General features: G+C 68.2%; 18 protein-coding genes and 1 pseudogene. 13 read left to right on the top strand and 6 right to left on the bottom strand.

Annotation, left to right across the window (positions count from 1 at the left end):
* Positions 1 to 50: 50 nt before the first annotated feature.
* From ACX12F_RS24435 to deoC, 6 genes are all read left to right on the top strand, one after another.
* Positions 51 to 1,373 carry a DUF445 domain-containing protein gene (locus tag ACX12F_RS24435; protein WP_459366859.1) on the top strand — a complete coding sequence of 441 codons (1,323 nt, stop codon included), beginning with the start codon at positions 51 to 53 and terminating at the stop codon, positions 1,371 to 1,373.
* A gap of 98 nt (positions 1,374 to 1,471) precedes the next feature.
* Positions 1,472 to 1,927 (top strand): helix-turn-helix domain-containing protein, encoded by a 456-nt coding sequence (locus tag ACX12F_RS24430; protein WP_459366858.1) that lies wholly within the window; start codon positions 1,472 to 1,474, stop codon positions 1,925 to 1,927.
* Between the two features lie 33 nt (positions 1,928 to 1,960).
* Positions 1,961 to 2,647: a heparin-binding hemagglutinin gene (locus ACX12F_RS24425; RefSeq protein ID WP_459366857.1), complete on the top strand. Its 687-nt coding sequence runs from the start codon at positions 1,961 to 1,963 to the stop codon at positions 2,645 to 2,647.
* A 101-nt stretch (positions 2,648 to 2,748) separates the two neighbouring features.
* The gene (locus ACX12F_RS24420; RefSeq protein WP_020101171.1) at positions 2,749 to 3,033 is read left to right on the top strand and encodes a DUF2516 family protein; all 285 of its coding nucleotides are present in this window, start codon (positions 2,749 to 2,751) and stop codon (positions 3,031 to 3,033) included.
* Between the two features lie 42 nt (positions 3,034 to 3,075).
* Positions 3,076 to 3,459, top strand: coding sequence for a DUF2599 domain-containing protein (locus ACX12F_RS24415; protein ID WP_459370490.1), 384 nt, complete (start codon positions 3,076 to 3,078; stop codon positions 3,457 to 3,459).
* The gene (deoC, locus tag ACX12F_RS24410; RefSeq protein ID WP_459366856.1) at positions 3,459 to 4,139 is read left to right on the top strand and encodes a deoxyribose-phosphate aldolase; all 681 of its coding nucleotides are present in this window, start codon (positions 3,459 to 3,461) and stop codon (positions 4,137 to 4,139) included. The genes ACX12F_RS24415 and deoC overlap by 1 nt, the downstream gene beginning before the upstream one ends.
* Positions 4,140 to 4,210: 71 nt before the next feature.
* Here deoC and ACX12F_RS24405 read toward each other — a convergent pair whose 3' ends face one another.
* From ACX12F_RS24405 to ACX12F_RS24385, 5 genes are read right to left on the bottom strand one after another with little or no spacing between them, the layout of a single operon-like run.
* On the bottom strand, positions 4,211 to 5,212 hold the full coding sequence (locus ACX12F_RS24405) for an LmeA family phospholipid-binding protein (RefSeq protein ID WP_459366855.1): 1,002 nt from the start codon (positions 5,210 to 5,212) through the stop codon (positions 4,211 to 4,213).
* Positions 5,209 to 6,030, bottom strand: coding sequence for a carbon-nitrogen hydrolase family protein (locus ACX12F_RS24400; protein WP_459366854.1), 822 nt, complete (start codon positions 6,028 to 6,030; stop codon positions 5,209 to 5,211). The genes ACX12F_RS24405 and ACX12F_RS24400 overlap by 4 nt, the downstream gene beginning before the upstream one ends.
* Positions 6,031 to 6,057: 27 nt before the next feature.
* Positions 6,058 to 7,281, bottom strand: a complete 1,224-nt coding sequence (locus ACX12F_RS24395; RefSeq protein ID WP_459366853.1) for a glycoside hydrolase family 3 N-terminal domain-containing protein — start codon at positions 7,279 to 7,281, stop codon at positions 6,058 to 6,060.
* 10 nt (positions 7,282 to 7,291) lie between these two features.
* Entirely contained in the window at positions 7,292 to 8,125 is an 834-nt protein-coding gene (locus ACX12F_RS24390; RefSeq protein ID WP_459366852.1) for a class I SAM-dependent methyltransferase, read from the bottom strand.
* A 20-nt stretch (positions 8,126 to 8,145) separates the two neighbouring features.
* Positions 8,146 to 8,652, bottom strand: a complete 507-nt coding sequence (locus ACX12F_RS24385) for a DUF2505 domain-containing protein (RefSeq protein WP_459366851.1) — start codon at positions 8,650 to 8,652, stop codon at positions 8,146 to 8,148.
* Between the two features lie 26 nt (positions 8,653 to 8,678).
* On the opposite strand from ACX12F_RS24385, the gene ACX12F_RS24380 reads away from it, so the two are divergent.
* Entirely contained in the window at positions 8,679 to 9,737 is a 1,059-nt protein-coding gene (locus tag ACX12F_RS24380) for a UDP-N-acetylmuramate dehydrogenase (protein WP_459366850.1), read from the top strand.
* A 35-nt stretch (positions 9,738 to 9,772) separates the two neighbouring features.
* Positions 9,773 to 11,050 (top strand): annotated as a pseudogene (locus ACX12F_RS24375) (L,D-transpeptidase); the annotation flags it as partial.
* 85 nt (positions 11,051 to 11,135) lie between these two features.
* Here the strand turns inward: ACX12F_RS24375 and ACX12F_RS24370 are convergent.
* Positions 11,136 to 11,897 (bottom strand): SDR family oxidoreductase, encoded by a 762-nt coding sequence (locus ACX12F_RS24370; protein WP_459366849.1) that lies wholly within the window; start codon positions 11,895 to 11,897, stop codon positions 11,136 to 11,138.
* 240 nt (positions 11,898 to 12,137) lie between these two features.
* On the opposite strand from ACX12F_RS24370, the gene ACX12F_RS24365 reads away from it, so the two are divergent.
* The 5 genes from ACX12F_RS24365 (at position 12,138) to ACX12F_RS24345 (ending at position 17,232) form a co-directional block, all read left to right on the top strand.
* A complete protein-coding gene (locus tag ACX12F_RS24365) occupies positions 12,138 to 13,436 on the top strand; it encodes an ROK family transcriptional regulator (RefSeq protein WP_459366848.1) in 1,299 nt (432 codons plus the stop codon).
* A gap of 99 nt (positions 13,437 to 13,535) precedes the next feature.
* Positions 13,536 to 14,873, top strand: a complete 1,338-nt coding sequence (mshA, locus tag ACX12F_RS24360; RefSeq protein ID WP_459366847.1) for a D-inositol-3-phosphate glycosyltransferase — start codon at positions 13,536 to 13,538, stop codon at positions 14,871 to 14,873.
* Entirely contained in the window at positions 14,870 to 15,376 is a 507-nt protein-coding gene (locus ACX12F_RS24355; RefSeq protein ID WP_459366846.1) for a type III secretion system chaperone family protein, read from the top strand. The genes mshA and ACX12F_RS24355 overlap by 4 nt, the downstream gene beginning before the upstream one ends.
* A gap of 115 nt (positions 15,377 to 15,491) precedes the next feature.
* A complete protein-coding gene (locus ACX12F_RS24350; protein WP_459366845.1) occupies positions 15,492 to 16,340 on the top strand; it encodes a type IV toxin-antitoxin system AbiEi family antitoxin in 849 nt (282 codons plus the stop codon).
* Between the two features lie 148 nt (positions 16,341 to 16,488).
* Positions 16,489 to 17,232: a phosphoglyceromutase gene (locus ACX12F_RS24345; protein ID WP_459366844.1), complete on the top strand. Its 744-nt coding sequence runs from the start codon at positions 16,489 to 16,491 to the stop codon at positions 17,230 to 17,232.
* Positions 17,233 to 17,289: the final 57 nt, after the last annotated feature.

The raw sequence follows: 17,289 nt of genomic DNA, 5'->3' as shown, positions 1-17,289 counted from the left end.
ATGATGGAAGCGTGGCACACCGACCCAGGCCGGGACCTGGACCTCATTCGATGCAGCAGGCATCCCTCGAACCGCACGCCAGTCTCGCGGAGTCGTTCGCCGGCGCCGACCCGACGGCTGACGAAGAGCGGCGGCGCAACCTGCGCCGGATGAAAGCGGTCGCCCTGAGCTTCCTGCTCGGTGCCACGGTGCTGTTTGCGGTGTGTACGTGGCTGCAAGCCCGTGGGGGCGCGTACAGCTGGACCGGCCCGTGGGTGGGCTACGTGCGGGCCGCTGCCGAGGCCGGCATGGTCGGCGCCCTGGCCGACTGGTTCGCCGTGACGGCGTTGTTCCGCCATCCGCTGGGCATCCCCATTCCGCATACCGCGATCATCCCGCGCAAGAAGGACCAGCTGGGTGAAGGCCTCGGCACTTTTGTGCGCGAGAACTTCATGTCGCCGGACGTGGTCGAGACCAAGCTGCGCGACGCGCAGGTGGCCAGCCGGTTGGGCAAGTGGCTCTCGGAGCCGGTGCATGCGGCTCGGGTGGCGACGGAGGCGTCGACGGTGTTGCGGGTGCTGGTGGAGCTGCTGCGCGACGAGGACGTGCAGCACGTGCTGGACCGGATGATCGTCAAGCGGATCGCCGAACCGCAGTGGGGTCCGCCGATCGGTCGGGTGTTGGAGAGCATGCTGGCCGAGCGGCGGCAGGAGGCGCTGCTGCAGCTGCTGGCGGACCGCGCGTTCCAGTGGTCGCTCAATGCGGGCGAGACCATCGAGCGTGTCATCGAGCGGGATTCGCCCACATGGTCGCCGCGCTGGGTCGACCACCTCGTGGGCGATCGAATCCACCGGGAGTTGATGGACTTCACCGACAAGGTGCGGCGTAACCCCGAGCACGAGTTGCGCATGTCGGCCACGAAGTTCCTGTTCGACTTCGCCGACGATCTGCAGAACGACGAAGGCACCATCGCGCGCGCCGAACGGATCAAGGAGCAGATCATGGCGCGCGACGAGGTCACACGCGCGGCGGAGACGGCGTGGAGCACCGCCAAGCGGATCATCCTCGAGTCGGTGGACGATCCATCGTCGGCTTTGCGCACCCGGATCGCAGATTCGGTGGTGCGGATCGGCGAGTCCCTGCGCGACGACGCCGACCTTCGGGACAAGGTTGACAACTGGCTCGTCAGGGGTGCGCAACACCTTGTTGCGCAATATGGGACGGAGATCACAGCGATCATCACGGAAACCATCGAGCGCTGGGACGCCGACGAGGCGAGCCGGCGAATCGAACTCCATGTCGGTCGTGACCTGCAGTTCATCCGGATCAACGGTACGGTCGTTGGATCGCTGGCCGGGCTGGTCATCTACACCATCGCCGAGCTGTTCGTCTGACCCTGCTAGCTGGCGCTTGCAATAGTTAGCACCCCCTCGTACCGTTGTTTTGGTACGGACTGCCAACCAAATGCGGTCGATGAAGACAGGGGCACGACATGGCGCAGGATGCGGATATCGCCGCCGTCGTGTCGAATGCAGCTCAGGACATCGGCAGTTTCATCCGCGCCCAGCGAGAGGCTGCGCAGGTCTCGGTCCGCCAACTCGCTGAGAAGGCGGGCGTCAGCAACCCCTACCTGAGCCAGATCGAGCGCGGCCTGCGCAAGCCGTCGGCCGATGTGCTGAACCAGATCGCCAAGGCGCTCAGGGTTTCGGCCGAGGTGCTCTACGTGCGGGCCGGAATTCTGGAGCCCAGCGCCGCCGGCGAGGTGCGGGACGCCATCATCGCGGACCTCTCGATCACCGAGCGGCAGAAGCAGGTGCTGCTCGATATCTACACGTCATTTCGGCAGCAGAACGATGCCGAAACCAAACCGCTTCCTGATCAGCCTGAATTGGAAGCCGCGAGTGAGGAGCAGACAACGACGACTGGCACTCACCAAGTAGCGAACTGACCAACGCAGTACCCGAGAAAGGAAACAAAGACCATGGCAGAGAACAAAGAGACCAGCCAGCCCACCATCGAAGACCTGAAGGCCCCCCTGTTCGCCGCCGTCGGCGCCGCGGACCTGGCCCTGGCCACTGTCAACGAGATCGTCGCGAGCCTGCGTGAGCGTGCCGAAGAAGCCCGCACCGATGCCAACGCCCGCGTCGAAGAGGGCCGTGCCCGCCTGACCAAGCTGCAGGAAGAGCTGCCGGGCCAGGTTGATGAGCTGCGCGAGAAGTTCAGCACCGAAGAGCTGCGCAAGGCTGCCGAGACCTACGCCGAGAACGCTCAGAACACCTACAACAAGCTGGTCGAGCGCGGCGAGGCCGCCCTGGAGCGCCTGCGCGCCCAGTCGTCGATCGAGACCGTCCGCGAGCGCGTCGAGGACGTCCGTGGCCGTGTCGAGAATTACACCGAGCAGGTCACCGAGCTGACCCAGGACGCCCTGGGCAACGTGGCAAGCCAGACCCGCGCCGTCGGCGAGCGTGCCGCCAAGCTGGTCGGCGTCGAGCTGCCCGAGAAGGAAGAGGCCCCGGCCAAGGCTGCCAAGAAGGCTGCTCCGGCCAAGACGGCTGCCAAGAAGGCCGCTCCGGCCAAGGCTGCTGCGACCAAGGCCGCCCCGGCCAAGGCCGCTGCCAAGGCTCCGGCCAAGAAGGCCGCTCCGGCCAAGAAGGTCACCCAGAAGTAATCAGGTTCCCGGGGCGAGCGAAGCGACGGGAGAGTTTCCCGGGGCGAGCGCAGCGACGGGAGCGTTAGGCGTCAGGGACGTAACCCACATAGGCTGAGGGCGTGTACCTCGGAAGCCTGGTGGGTTACGTCCTTTTCGCGTTGCAGATCGCGGTGCTCGCCACGACCGTGTACGCGTTCGTGCACGCCGCCATGCAGCGGCCGGACGCCTACACCGCGGTCGACAAACTGACCAAGCCGGTTTGGCTGGCGATTCTGGGCGGCGGTGCGGTCCTCGGCTGGATCATCGGTCCGCCGGTGGGTGCGGCCATCGCGGCCTGCGCCACCGGTGTGTACCTGGTCGACGTGAAGCCCAAACTCCTTGAGGTCCAAGGGAAATCCCGGTAATCAGTGCGCTCGATCCTGAGCGGGGTCCTGGTTGCCGCCGCGGTGGTGCTGGCGCCCCCGGTTCTGGCCGACCCTCTTGATCCCACTCCACAACCTTTTCTGCCGCCGCCCTACGTCGACCACACCCGCTGGACGCAGTGGGACGGCGTATCGAGCCTCCGGGTCTACCCGACGGTGGCCGGCCGGCGCGCGTCCGGCCTGGGTGCCTCGCAGCCGGGAGACGAGGCCTGGTCCGAGGTCCTGAACCTGGCGCCGGACGCCGACACCCCCGGGATGCGGGCCCAGTTCATGTGCCACTGGTATTTCGCCGAAGCCGCCGCGCCGGGCAAGACCAGCTGGAATCTGGAACCGTGGCGCCCGGTGGTCGATGACAACCAGATGTTGAAAGCGCGTTGCAATCCCGGTGGCACAGAGGAGCCGTTCTGATGAGTTGGACCCGTGAGCAGGTGGCCGCACTGGTCGACCACACCCTGCTCAAACCCGAGGCGACCGCCGCGGACGTCGCGAGCCTGTGCTGGGAGGCCGCCGATCTGTGGGTCTGCGCGGTATGCGTGTCGCCGTCGATGCTGGCCGCGGTCGAGGTGCCCGAACGCATCAAGGTCGCCACCGTCGTGGGATTTCCGTCGGGCAAGCATGATTCACAGATCAAGGCCCGCGAGGCGGCGCTGTCGGTCGTCGGGGCCGACGGCCGGCGCGGTGCCGACGAGATCGACATGGTGATCGACGTCGGTGCCGCCATCGCAGGTGATATCTCTGCCGTGTTCGCCGACATCACCGCGGTCCGTGGGGCCGCCCCGACAGCGGTGCTGAAGGTGATCGTCGAGTCCGCGGCGCTGCTGAACATGGCCGGCGCACCGACGCTGGCCGACGTCTGCCGCGCGGCCGCCGACGCCGGCGCCGATTTCGTGAAGACCTCCACTGGATTCCACCCGGCCGGCGGCGCGTCCGTGCAGGCCGTGGAGATCATGGCCCAGGCCGTCCCCGGCCTCGGCGTCAAAGCCAGCGGCGGTATTCGTGACGCCGCGAACGCCGTGGCCCTGCTCGACGCAGGTGCCACCCGGCTCGGCCTCTCTGGTACCCGCGCCGTCCTCGACGGGCTGGGCTAGGGAGTTGGGCTAGGGATCTGTGCACGATTTTCCGCGGTCGACCGCGGAAAATCGTGCACAAATCGCTGGGATCAGAGCCCGGAGAAGCAGGAGTTCTGGTTGGCCAGCGGGATGGTCGCGTTCTTGGTCGAGAACTTCGCCGTCACGCCGGTGCCGGTGACCTGCAGGCTGTCCGGGTGGATGCCCATCGGGTAGTCCTTGGTCAGCTGCGAGGCGAACATGTTGAGCGCGGGCTGGATCGACTCGCGCGGCAGCAGGAAGCCGAGCCCGGTCAGCTGCTCCACCTGAAGAGTCAGGTCGCCGTCGGAGATCGTGGGCTTGGCCACAATCTGGGTCATGGGCGCATCCAGCACGATGGTGCCCGACGACGGGTCGGTGGTGACGTCCGAAACCAGGCCACCCAGCACGGGGACGGTGTCGGCGATGGTCTGCTTGATGCCGTCGGTCGACCAGGTGACGGTCGCGTCGAGCGACCCGATGGTGCCGGCCGACTTGGCGGTCTTCTCGAGCTTGACGTCGCTGATCGTGATCTGGGCCTTCATGCCCTTGGCGAAGCGCACCTGGTTGCCCGCGGTGGTCACCGTGATCTTGTCGTAGTTGCTGTTGGCGACCTGCCACAGGAACGGCGTGGGGCCGAAGGCGACGTCCACCTTGTCCTGGACGACGCACTGGACAGCCTGGGACACGACGCTGTTGCCGCGGCTGCGGGCGTAGAACTCGCCGCCGACGACGCCGGCTGCCGACAGCGCGAGCGCGATGACGATGATCAGGATCAGCGACATCGGGTCGCGCAGCAGTTCCATGACACTGCGGCGCTTCTTCGGCGGGTCGGTGGCGGGCACCTGCTGGGGAGCGGGGTACGACGTCGGCGGTACCTCACCGGCGTCGTAGGCCGGCGGGGCGGGAACGTCGGCGCCGTAGGCGGGCGGCACATCGGTCGCCGCCGGTGCCGGTTGTTCGGCGGCCGTCAGCACCTCGGTCGGCTGGGCACCCGGAGCGTCCGGCGCCTGCGGCGCGGGCTCGGCGGATGGTGCGGCGTCCTCATTGGCGGGGCGGGCCCAGGGGTCAGTCACCCTTGCGATTGTGCCTTACGCGCAATGGTGGTGCGGTTGCGCAGCACGGCGATGGTCTCACGGGCACGGTCGACCGCGGCCAGGTCAACGTCGGTGACCAGCAGTTCCGGGTCGAGGCCGGCCTGCGCCACGATCTCACCTGTGGGGGAGGCCACCAGGCTGCCGCCGCTGCCCGTCGGCCCCTTCTTGGCGAGCTCGTCACCGGGGTAGGCCTGATCGACGGCGGCGACGACGCAGTTGGTGTCGAGCGCACGGGCCCGGGCCAGCAGCGTCCACTGCGCGAGCTTTCCTGGGCCCGACCCCCACGACGCGTGAACGGTCAACAGCTTGGCGCCGCGTTCGGCGAGCTCCAGGTGCAGCTCCGGGAAGCGGATGTCGTAACACGTCGTGACGCCGACCGAAACGGCGCCGTCGGCGGTCCGGACGTCGATTACGACGGGCTCGAAACCCCTTGCAACAGTGTGTGATTCGACGAATCCGAAGGCGTCGTACAGGTGGATCTTGTGGTAGTGCGCGTCAAGGCCCGGGCCCGTCGCGATGAGGGTGTTGGTGACGCGGCCATCGGCGGTGGGGCAGAACATCCCCGCCACCACGGTGACACCCGAACGTGCGGCGATGTCCCGCACCGCGTTCGCCCACGGGCCGTCCAGCGATTGGGCCACGGGCGCCAGCGGCACCCCGAACCGGCACATCGTCGCCTCGGGGAACAACACCAGGTCAGCGCCGGCTTCGGCGGCCCGTGCCGTGTGGTCGGCGACCACTTCCAGGTTGGCCTCGGGGTCGGTTCCCGCGCCGATCTGGGCCAGTGCGATTCGCATGCGGCCAGCGTAGTGACGGCAGCCGGCTCAGGCGGTGCAGGCCAGGACGGGATTCTTCGTCACCGCCATGTGGCGCACCGCGTCATCGACGCGCTCTTGGGACAGTTCGTGGGCGTCGACGGCCTGCTGCAGGCGGTCGAGGACATCCGGCACCTCTTTGGTCGTGATCCACAGCGCGGTGTCGGCACCTGCCTGCAGGGCCTTGAGCACCGCCTCCGGCACGCTGTAGCGCTGGGTGATGGCACCCATGCTGGACAGGTCGTCGGTGAACGCCGCGCCATTGAAAGACGGGTAGGGCTGTCCTCCATATCTGCCACCCCGCAGCAGGTCATAGGCGGCCTTGGACAGGCTGGCCGGGTCGGTCCCGGTGAGCCCGGGCACCTGCATGTGGCCGACCATCACGGCGACGGGCGTGCTGGTTGTCAAGGACTGGTAGGGGACCAGGTCCAGCGTTTCCAGCTGTGCCAGGGGCGGGGTGACGACGCCGCCTTTGTGTGAGTCGCCGGACGCATGGCCGTGGCCGGGGAAGTGTTTGAGCACCGGCAGGAGTCCGGCGTCGCGCAGGCCGTCGGCGTACGCCCCGGCGTAGGCGGTGACGGCTTCGGCGGTATTGCCCCAGGACCGGTCCCCGATCACGGTGCCGTCGGCCGCATCGGTGATGTCGACGACGGGCGCGAAGTCGATGGTGATGCCGAGTTCTCTCATCGCCAGGCCGCGTTGCCTGGCGATGTCCCGAACCTGTTCCGGGGTCTTGCCGGCGGCGACGAGCTCGCGGGGTGACGGCTGGCTGCCGATGAGGCCTTTCAGCCGCTGCACGCGGCCACCTTCCTCGTCGACACTGACCGCCAGCGGCAGCGGCCGCGGCTCCTGCGCCAGGGCCGCCAGGGGAGCGCCGAGCATCGAATAGTCGGTCCAGCTGGTGATGAAGATGCCGCCGACCTCGTGCTCCCGGACCACCGCCTGCGCGTCGGCCAGGTTCTTGACCCCGACCATCAACAGCTGCGCCAGCTTCTGGCGTGGCGTGAGTGCGTTCACCGTGGCGTCGAGTCTCTGACAGGCCGGTGGCCCGGCTGCCGCGGCGACGGATGACGTCGGTGGGTGTTCGGTCGGTGCTTGGACGGGCCGCGGCTTGCTCATGACGGCCGCCACGATCAGGACCACGACGATCAGGGCCGCGGCCGATGCCAGAACGACGGGTGATCGCAGTCGGCTGCGGGGTGGGTGGTTCTTGTCCATGCGCACCGATGGCATACGGCGCACCCTATGCGCTGGGCGCCACGGCAGCCCACGGCACGGTCAGCACGCCATCGCGCAAGCGGCGCCGCGGCGGCTCCAGCGGATAACCCTCATCGACCAGAAGGTCGAGCATCGCGCGCCACCGGACGCGCGGCCCGAACACCCCGTGTCCGGCCGTGGTGGCCCAGGCGCGGTCCGCGGCCTGCAACAGCCGGTGGATCGGCTGGCCCGGAACATTGTGGTGGATAAGCACTTTCGGCAGTCTCTCCGCCAGGTCGGACGGGCGTTCGATCGCGAACGGGTCGCACGACAAGGTCAGGCTCACGGGTCCGTCGGCATCGAGCAGCACCCAGCAGCAGCGTCGCCCCAACTCGTCGCAGGTGCCGTCGACCAGCAGCCCACCCGGTGCCAGCCGCCCCGTCATCTCCGCCCACGCGGCGGGCACATCGGCGACGTCGTACTGCCGTAGCACGTTGAACGCGCGGACCAAAACCGGTGTGTGCCCGGCCAATTCGAAGCCGCCGAGGCCGAATTCGACGATGTCGCCGGCCAATTCACGGGCCAGCCGCACCCGCTCCGGGTGGATCTCCAAGCCGACCACCCGAACATCGGCCCGGACCGTGCGCAGCCGCGAGGCCAGTTCCACGGTGGTCACCGGTAGTGCGCCGTAACCGAGGTCGACGACCAAGGGCTCGGCCGCGGTGCGCAGCACGGCCCGGACCCGCGGGGAGTGCACCAGCCAGCGGTCGCTGCGGCGCAGGCGGTTGTATCCCGTGGTGCCGCGCGTCGGCTGGCCGACAAGTGTGCCCCGTGGCTGGCCGACAAGTGTGCCCCGTGGCTGGCCGACGGGCGAATTCATGGCCCGAGTTTATGGGCGGTTCACCAGCGGGCGGCGATCCAGGCGGTGGTGAATTTCTGCTCCAGCTCGATCAGATATCTGAGTTGCTGGCCCAACATATCCTCGAGCTTGCCGCCGATCAGCGGGATGCGCACCTCGACGAGAGCCGAGAAGTCGAGTCGCGCACCGCTGTTGGTTGGAGTCAGGACGCCGGTGCCCGTGATGGTGGCCGGCGCGCCGGGGACCCGGCTGCGGACCGTCCCGACCGCACGTCCGTCGGTCAGCGGGCCCCAATGCTCTTCCCGCACGAGGCTGAGGTCACCGAGGTGGAGCTGGGTGACGACGGCGGGCAAGCCGGCAGCACGCACCGTCTGGGTGGTGGTGACGTCCGTTCCGCCGCGGCCGTCGTCAGCGAAGGAGTCGAGGGAGGACTCGTCGGCACGCGCCTCGGCCAGCCGGTCCAGCCAGTAGTCCTTGCTGCAGAAAGCGCTGTGCACCTGCGCCACGGTGCCGAGGTATTCGGCAACCATGTCGAAAGAGCGGGCCATACTCGGCCACGCTACCGTTAGCGGCCGTGGTCAGTTCGGATATCGGGGGCGCGGCGGTCGACTATGACGTGCCGTTGGCGCCCCTGACCTCGTTTCGCGTGGGACCGGTGGCAGCCCGTCTGATCACCTGCGATACCACTGCCAAGGTGGTCGGGGCGCTGAGCGCGCTGCGGGATCACCCGGGTCCGCTGCTGGTGCTGGCCGGCGGTTCGAATGTGCTGGTCGCCGATGACCTGGTCGATTTGACCGTGGTGCTGCTGGCGAACACCGAGATCACCGTCGAGGGCAATGTGGTGCGCGCCGAGGCCGGCGCGCTGTGGGACGACGTGGTCGTGGCCTCGCTGGCCCATGGGCTCGGCGGCCTCGAGTGCCTGTCCGGGATTCCCGGCTCGGCCGGGGCGACACCGGTGCAGAATGTCGGCGCCTACGGGGCCGAGGTGGCCGACACCATCAGCCGCGTCCGACTCTTGGACCGCGTGACCGGCCAGGACAGCTGGGTCAGCCCCGAAACCCTGGACTTCGGCTACCGGCACAGCGTGCTGAAGAACTCCGATCACGCCGTCGTGCTCGAGGTGGAGTTCACGCTCGACCCCGACGGTCTCAGTGCGCCGCTGCGGTACGGCGAGCTCGCCACCCGGCTCGGTGCCGAGGCGGGCACGCGCGTCGACGCGCTCGCGGTTCGCGAGGCGGTGCTGGCGTTGCGGCGCGGCAAGGGCATGGTGTCCGACGCGGCCGACCACGACACGTGGAGCGCCGGTTCGTTCTTCACCAACCCGGTGGTGCGGCAGGACGTCTTCGAGCGCATCAAGGACGCCGCGGCCGGGGCGGTGCCCAACTACCCGGCGCCGAACGGGGTCAAGCTGGCGGCCGGCTGGCTGGTGGAGCAGGCCGGTTTCGGCAAGGGCTACCCGGGCGACGGCGCTGCGGCCCGGCTTTCCACCAAGCACGCGCTGGCCCTGACGAACCGCGGCTTTGCTGGCAGCGCGGACGTATTAGCGCTGGCCAGGACGGTTCGGGACGGCGTCAAGGCCGCTTTCGGGATAGATCTCACACCGGAACCGTGCTTAGTCGGCTGTTCGCTGTAGGTAAATTCAAGCCTGTGAGTGTGAACCGGCGACAGATGCTGACTGCGATTGCCGTCGGCACTTCCGGCGTGCTTGCCGCATGTTCTGACAAATCAGGCACTTCATCGTCTTCTGGCCCCGCCAAGGAGACCGCGGCGCCCGTCATCACCTACCGGCCCGCCAACGGCGCCACCGACGTCGTGCCGACCAGCAGCATCGGTGTGGACGTGACCGACGGCTGGTTCCAGAAGCTGACGCTCACCAACGCCGACGGCAAGGTCGTCGCCGCGGTGTTCAACAAGGACCGCACGTCGTTCAACACCGCCGAGCCCCTGGGCTTCGGCGCGACGTACACGTTCACCGGTTCCGCCGTCGGCCGCGACGGCAAGGCCGTGCCGGTGTCCGCGACGTTCACCACAGTGAACCCCACCAAGCAGGTCAACGGGCAGTTCCAGCTCGCCGACGGGCAGACCGTCGGGGTGGCGGCGCCGATCATCCTGCAGTTCGACGCGCCGATCAGCGACAAGGCCGCAGTCGAGCGCAACGTCAAGGTCATCACCGAGCCTCCGGTCGAGGGCAGTTGGGCCTGGTTGCCCGACGAGCGTGAGGGGTCGCGCATGCACTGGCGCCCCCGCGAGTACTACCCCGCGGGGACCAAGGTGCACGTCGCGGCCAAGTTGTACGGTGCGCCGTTCGGCGACGGCGCCTACGGCGCGCAGGACAGCACGCTGGACATCTCGATCGGCCGCCGTCAGGTGGTCAAGGCCGACGCCACCAGCCACCGCATCCAGGTGATCACCGACAGCGGTGTGCTGTTCGACTTCCCGTGCAGTTACGGCGAGGCCGACAAGCCACGCAATATCACGCGCAGCGGCGTCCACGTGGTCAGCGAGAAGTACGCGGACTTCTGGATGTCCAACCCGGCCGCCGGGTATGACCACGTCCACGAGCGCTGGGCGGTGCGCATCTCGAACAACGGTGAGTTCATCCACGCCAACCCGGCCAGTTCGGGGGCGCAGGGCAACACCAATGTGACCAACGGCTGTATCAACCTGTCGACCGACAACGCCGAGCAGTACTTCCAGACCGCCATGTACGGGGACCCGGTCGAGGTGACCGGCACGTCGATCCAGCTGTCCTACGCCGACGGCGACATCTGGGACTGGGCGGTCGACTGGGCCACCTGGGTGTCGATGTCGGCCCTGCCGCCGGCGAACGCCGCGCCGCCGGAGACGTCGATCCCGCAGAGCGCGCCGGCCACCCCGACGGATGCGCCGACGTACTCGGGTACCCCGACCACCACGACGACACCGCCGCCGCAGGGGCCGGCCACCTCGTCGACGACGACCACCACGTCGACCACGACCACCACGTCATCGACGACGTCGACGCCGACCACGACAACGTCGGCCGCGACGACTACTTCGGCTGCCGGTTGAACCGGCTGTAGGGCGCCTGGTCGCGCGGCCGCATGACGATCTGGTCCAGGTCGACGTGCGGCGGCCGGGACGCGACGAAACCGATCACCTCGGCGACGTCCTCGGCGACCAGCGGCGTGATGCCCTCGTATACGGCATCGGCGCGCGCCTCGTCACCGTCGAACCGCACCAGCGAGAACTCGGTCTCGACGGCGCCGGGCGCAATCTCGGTGAGCCGCACCGGCTTTCCCAGCAATTCGCCACGCAGGGTGCGGTGCAGCGCGCCCTGGCCGTGCTTGGCCGCGATGTATCCGGCGCCGTTGTCGTAGGTCTCGAGCGCCGCGATGGACGTGACGGTGACGACCAGCCCGTCGCCGGACGCGATCAGGGCGGGCAGCAGCGCGCGAGTGACCCGCAGGGTGCCCATCACGTTGGTCTGCCACATCCAGTCCCAGTGCTCGAGATTGGCGTCGGCGACCGGGGCCAGGCCTTTGGCGCCACCGGCGTTGTTCACCAGGATGTGCACCGGTCCGAGATCGTTGACCTGGGCCGCAAGAGCGTCCACCGATGCCTGGTCGGTGACGTCAGTCACAATGGCGCTGCCGCCGATCTCGGCCGCGAGCGCGGTGATCCGATCGGTACGACGGGCCGCGCAGACGACGTGAAAGCCAAGAGCGGCAAGGGTTTTCGCGGTAGCGGCGCCGATTCCGGAGCTGGCGCCGGTCACGACCGCGACACGGGTGCGGCGTTCATCTGCTGACATGTGACCGACCTTAGTCACTGGCCGCCCTCCTCATCGCGATCGTTGTACGCAGCGATATGCGTGCTAAGTTCCTCCCGTGATCATCAGTCAGGCATCCGGCGTCGCTGTGCGGCGTTCGTGTTGTTGTTGTCGCGCTTCGCGCTGCGCCTGACTCACGACACAGATCTCTTCGTCCTAGCTGTCGGCAGGTGTGGCCTCAGGACCCACTACAAGCCCGACTTCTTCCCTAGGACCCCCCAAATGTCTGTTTCCGTTTCCACCGTCGCCGCTCGTTCTGGCGCCCGTGCCGCTGTTCACTCCAATGCCCACGCCAAGCGCACCCTTCTTGCCCGGCACCATATCGTCGCGCCGTCGCTGCGGGTGGCCGACGCTGCCGCCGGCTCGGTCTTCAGCGCCGCCCGACTGCGCGGCCCCATCGCCCGGGACGTGATCGCGCAGGCCACCGGCCTGAGCATCGCCACGGTGAACCGGCAGGTCACGGCACTGCTGGACGCCGGAATGTTGCGTGAGCGGGCCGACCTGGCCGTGGCCGGCGCCATCGGCCGTCCGCGCATTCCCGTCGAGGTGAACCACGAGCCGTTCCTCACGCTCGGCCTGCACGTCGGCGCCCGCACCACCGCGATCGTGGCCACCGACCTGTTCGGCCGCACTCTCGACGTGGTGGAGACGCCCACGCCGCGCGGCGACCAGAACGCCGCGCTGGCCGCGCTGGCCGGCAGCGCACAGCGCTACCTGAGCCGCTGGCACCGGCGCCGCCCGCTGTGGGTCGGCGTCGCCGCCGGTGGTGTGGTGGACAGCGCCACCGGTCACGTCGACCACCCGCGCCTGGGCTGGGTGGACGCGCCAGTCGGGCCGGTGCTGGCGCAGGCTCTGGGGCTGCCGGTGTCACTGGCGTCGCACGTCGACGCGATGGCCGGCGCGGAACTGCTGCTGGGCGCGCGCCGCGCCGTAGTAGGCGCCGAGGCCGCGTCGGCATCGACGACCAGCCTTTACGTTTACGCCCGTGAGACGGTCGGCTATGCCCTGTCGATCGGCGGCAAGGTGCACTCGCCGGCCAGTGGCCCGGGCACCATCTCGGGATTGCCGGCGCAGTCTGAATTGCTCGGCGGTACCGGCCGGCTCGAGACCACCGTCAGCGACGAGGCCGTGTTGGCCGCCGCCCGTAAGCAGCGGATCGTGCCGGCGGATGGGCCGTCGTCGACCATTGCCGCGGTGCTGCGTGCCGCGCGGTCCGGCAATGCCGCGGCCGTCGAGCTGCTGGCCGAGCGAGCCCGCGTGCTCGGTGGTGCGGTGGCGCTGCTGCGGGACCTGCTCAACCCCGATGACCTGGTCGTGGGCGGTCAGGCGTTCTCCGAGTATCCCGAGGGCCTGCCGCTGGTCGAGCAGGCTTTCGCCGAGCGCACCGTCCTCGGTGTCCGGGACATCCGGGTGACGACGTTCGGCAACCGCGTGCAGGAAGCCGGGGCCGGCGTGGTATCCCTCGGCGGGCTGTACGCCGACCCGATCGGCGCCATGCGCCGCGCGCTGCGCGCCGCCTAGCCTTTCTTTTCTTCTTCCGCGAGTGGCCGTGTTTGCACGCCGACACACCGTGTCAGCCGTGCATTCCGCGGCCGCTCACGAGTGCCGAGCGTCCCCAAGATGCCCAGCTCGGGCGACCGGACGGCGGGCACTCCGAGAGACGGTGTAAGGATGGAGGGCGTGCGTGTCGCCGTCCTGTCGGTCCATACCTCGCCGCTGGCCCAACCGGGTACCGGCGATGCCGGCGGTATGAACGTCTACGTCCTGCAGAGTGCCCTTGAGTTGGCCCGCCGCGGGGTCGAGGTGGAGATCTTCACCCGGGCCACGTCGTCGACCGATGCCCCGGTCGTTCGGGTGGCCCCCGGCGTGCTGGTGCGCAACATCGTCGCCGGCCCGTTCGAGGGCCTGGACAAGTACGATCTGCCGACCCAGCTGTGCGCGTTCACCGCGGGCGTACTGCGCGTCGAGGCCAACCACGAGCCGGGCTACTACGACATCGTGCACTCGCACTACTGGCTCTCCGGTCAGGTGGGCTGGCTGGCCTCTGACCGCTGGGCCGTCCCGCTGGTGCACACCGCCCACACCTGGGCCGCGGTGAAGAACCTGTCGCTGGCCGAAGGTGACACCCCGGAGCCGGCGCTGCGCGCGGTCGGTGAGCAACAGGTGGTCGACGCCGCCGACCGGTTCATCGTCAACACCGAAGACGAAGCACAGCAACTGGTTTCGCTGCACCACGCGGATCCGGCCCGCATCGACGTGGCCTACCCCGGCGTCGACCTCACGACCTTCACGCCGGGCGACAAAGCCGAAACCCGTGCGGCGCTGGGTCTTTCGCTCGATGAGCAGGTGGTGGCGTTCGTCGGCCGGATCCAGCCGTTGAAGGCGCCCGACGTCCTGTTGCGGGCGGCGGCCAAGCTGCCCGACGTGCGCGTCGTGGTGGCAGGTGGCCCGTCGGGCAGTGGCCTGGCCGTCCCCGACGGCCTGGTTTCCCTGGCCGACGAACTGGGTATCACCGACCGGGTGACGTTCTTGCCGCCGCAGTCCCGCGACCAACTCGTGAATGTCTACCGCGCCGCGGATCTGGTTGCGGTGCCGAGTTATTCGGAATCGTTCGGCCTGGTCGCGGTCGAGGCGCAGGCTTGCGGTACGCCCGTGGTGGCCGCCGCGGTCGGTGGTTTGCCGGTGGCGGTGCGCGACGGCGTGAGCGGTGTACTGGTCGAAGGCCATGATCCGGGCGACTGGGCCAACGCCATCGGGCGAACGCTGGACCTGGGCCCGGAGTCGTTGCGCGAGGGCGCTTTACAACACGCCGCGACGTTCTCGTGGGCGCACACCGTCGACGCGCTGTTGGCCGGCTACACGCGGGCGATCGCCGACTACCGCGGGCGTCGGCCTCGACGCGATGCCGCGGCACGCCGCAGCCGCCGGTTTCTGATTCGGCGGGGAGTGCGCGCGTGACAACGCCGGACGCGGTGACAAAGCTGATCGAAGACACGCTGCGCACACACGAACTCGAGTTCTCCCATCACGACGGGGGAGCGGGCGGGCGCCCGGGGATCGTGGTGGCGCTGCCGGGTGAACGCCGCCTGGTCACCAACACGCTGCTGAGCATCGGTGAGCACGGCGTGCGCCTGGAGGCGTTCGTCTGCCGCAAGCCCGACGAGAACTTCGAGGGCGTCTACAAGTACCTGTTGCGCCGCAACCGGCGGCTGTACGGCATGGCGTACACGCTGGACAACATCGGCGACATCTATTTGGTGGGCCGGATGTCACTGCACGCAGTGACCGCCGACGAGATCGACCGGCTGATGGGCCAGGTGATCGAGGCCGTCGACTTCGACTTCAACACGCTGCTGGAGCTGGGCTTCCGCTCGTCGATCGAGAAGGAGTGGAAGTGGCGGCTGTCCCGCGGGGAGTCGCTGAAGAATTTGCAGGCGTTCGAGCACCTGCGGCCGGACTAGCGCTTCGCCCGACCACCGAGATGTACGTATTGGTCGTTGACGGGCCGACAAAGCAGCCATTTCGTCAATCTCGTTACGTTGGAGCCGATTGGTGTCCGTGCACGTCTAACTAAGTGTGCCGATTCCATTCAGAGGGGGAGACGCGGTCGCGGCGGGCGCCCTCACCAGAGCGCAATTGCGGAGTCGCTACCAGGCGATTTTTCGCGGCATCTACCTACCTGTCGATCACGATGTGACTCTGCGAGACCGCATCCACGGCGCTGCCCTGGTGGTGCCGAATGGCGTCATCGCCGGCGCTGCCGCGGCGGCATTGCATCGCGCCAGATGGATCGATGAAGACAGTCCGATCGAGGTCATCGGAGCGGGCCGACCTCAACTCGGACTCGTCATCCGACATGACGCGCTGTGCGACGACGAGGTGACCGTCGTCAACGGCATGCGCGTCACCACCCGTGCTCGCACTGCGTTTGACCTCGCCCGTAACCCGATCCGGGGCCTCGCGGTGGCGCAACTCGACGCGTTGATGAACGCCGCGCCCTTCGAACTCGAGGATGTGTGTGTACTCGCGAAGCGCCATCGCGGCGTTCGCGGTCTCCGCGAGCTGAGGAAAGCGCTGCCCCTGGTCGACGGCGGAGCTGAATCTCCGCGAGAAACCAGGTTGCGACTGCTGTTCATCGATAGCGGATTGCCCAGGCCTGCAACTCAATACGTGGTCTACAACAAGCTGGGTCAGTACGTGCGGCGCATCGACATGGTCTGGGAGGAATTCCGGGTGGGCGCCGAATATGACGGCGTGCAACACCTAACGGAGCGACGGCAGTACGCGAGAGATGTCTGGGTGAACCGCGAGCTGCAGCAGATGAAGTGGCACATCACCCACGTGATCAAGGAAGACAGTGATGCCGCGGTTGTGCGCGACGTACGCACTGCGCTGATCGAGCGCGGGTGGTCGGGCCGGTTTTAGGTCGGGAGGCCCCGAGATGTACGTATTGGTCGTTGACGGGCCGACAAAGCAGCCATTTCGTCAATCTCGGCGGGCGGGTGCGGCGAGAGCCGCAAATCCGCACGTGAGAAGATCATGCAACCCGCACGCGAGGAGGACAAAACCAGCTATGCCGACCTTGATCCTGCTGCGTCATGGCGAGAGCCAGTGGAACGAGAAGAACCTGTTCACCGGTTGGGTCGACGTCGACCTCACCGACAAGGGTCGGGCCGAAGCCGTGCGCGGCGGACAGCTGCTGGTCGAGCAGGGTGTGCTGCCGGATGTGCTGTACACGTCGCTGTTGCGCCGCGCGATCACCACCGCCAACCTGGCGCTGGACGCTGCGGACCGGCACTGGATTCCCGTCCAGCGCGACTGGCGCCTCAACGAACGCCACTACGGCGCGCTGCAGGGCCTCGACAAGGCCGAGACCCTGGCCAAGTACGGCCAGGACCAGTTCATGTCCTGGCGCCGCAGCTACGACACCCCGCCGCCACCCATCGAAAAGGGCAGCACCTACAGCCAGGACGGTGACGTGCGGTACGCCGGCATCGACGCGCCGCTGACCGAATGCCTCGCCGACGTCGTCAAGCGGCTGGTGCCCTACTTCGAGCAGGCCATCGCGGCCGACCTCAAAGCCGGCAAGACGGTACTGGTCGCCGCCCACGGCAACTCGCTGCGCGCCCTGGTGAAGTACCTGGACGGCATGTCCGACGACGAGATCACCGGGCTGAACATCCCGACGGGCATCCCGCTGCGGTACGAATTGGACGAAAACCTCAAGCCGACGGTGCCCGGTGGCGAGTACCTGGATCCCGAGGCGGCCGCCGCCGGTGCCGCCGCCGTCGCCGCACAGGGCGCTGCGAAGCACTGACGCCGCGAACAGCCGGTGAACTCGGGTTAACGCCAGTGAAACACCTGGATTTGTCCG

Source organism: Mycolicibacterium sp. HS_4_1, from assembly GCF_054515875.1.
The sequence above is the reverse complement of the archived record's forward strand: the minus strand, read 5'-3'. Positions and strand labels throughout refer to the sequence as shown.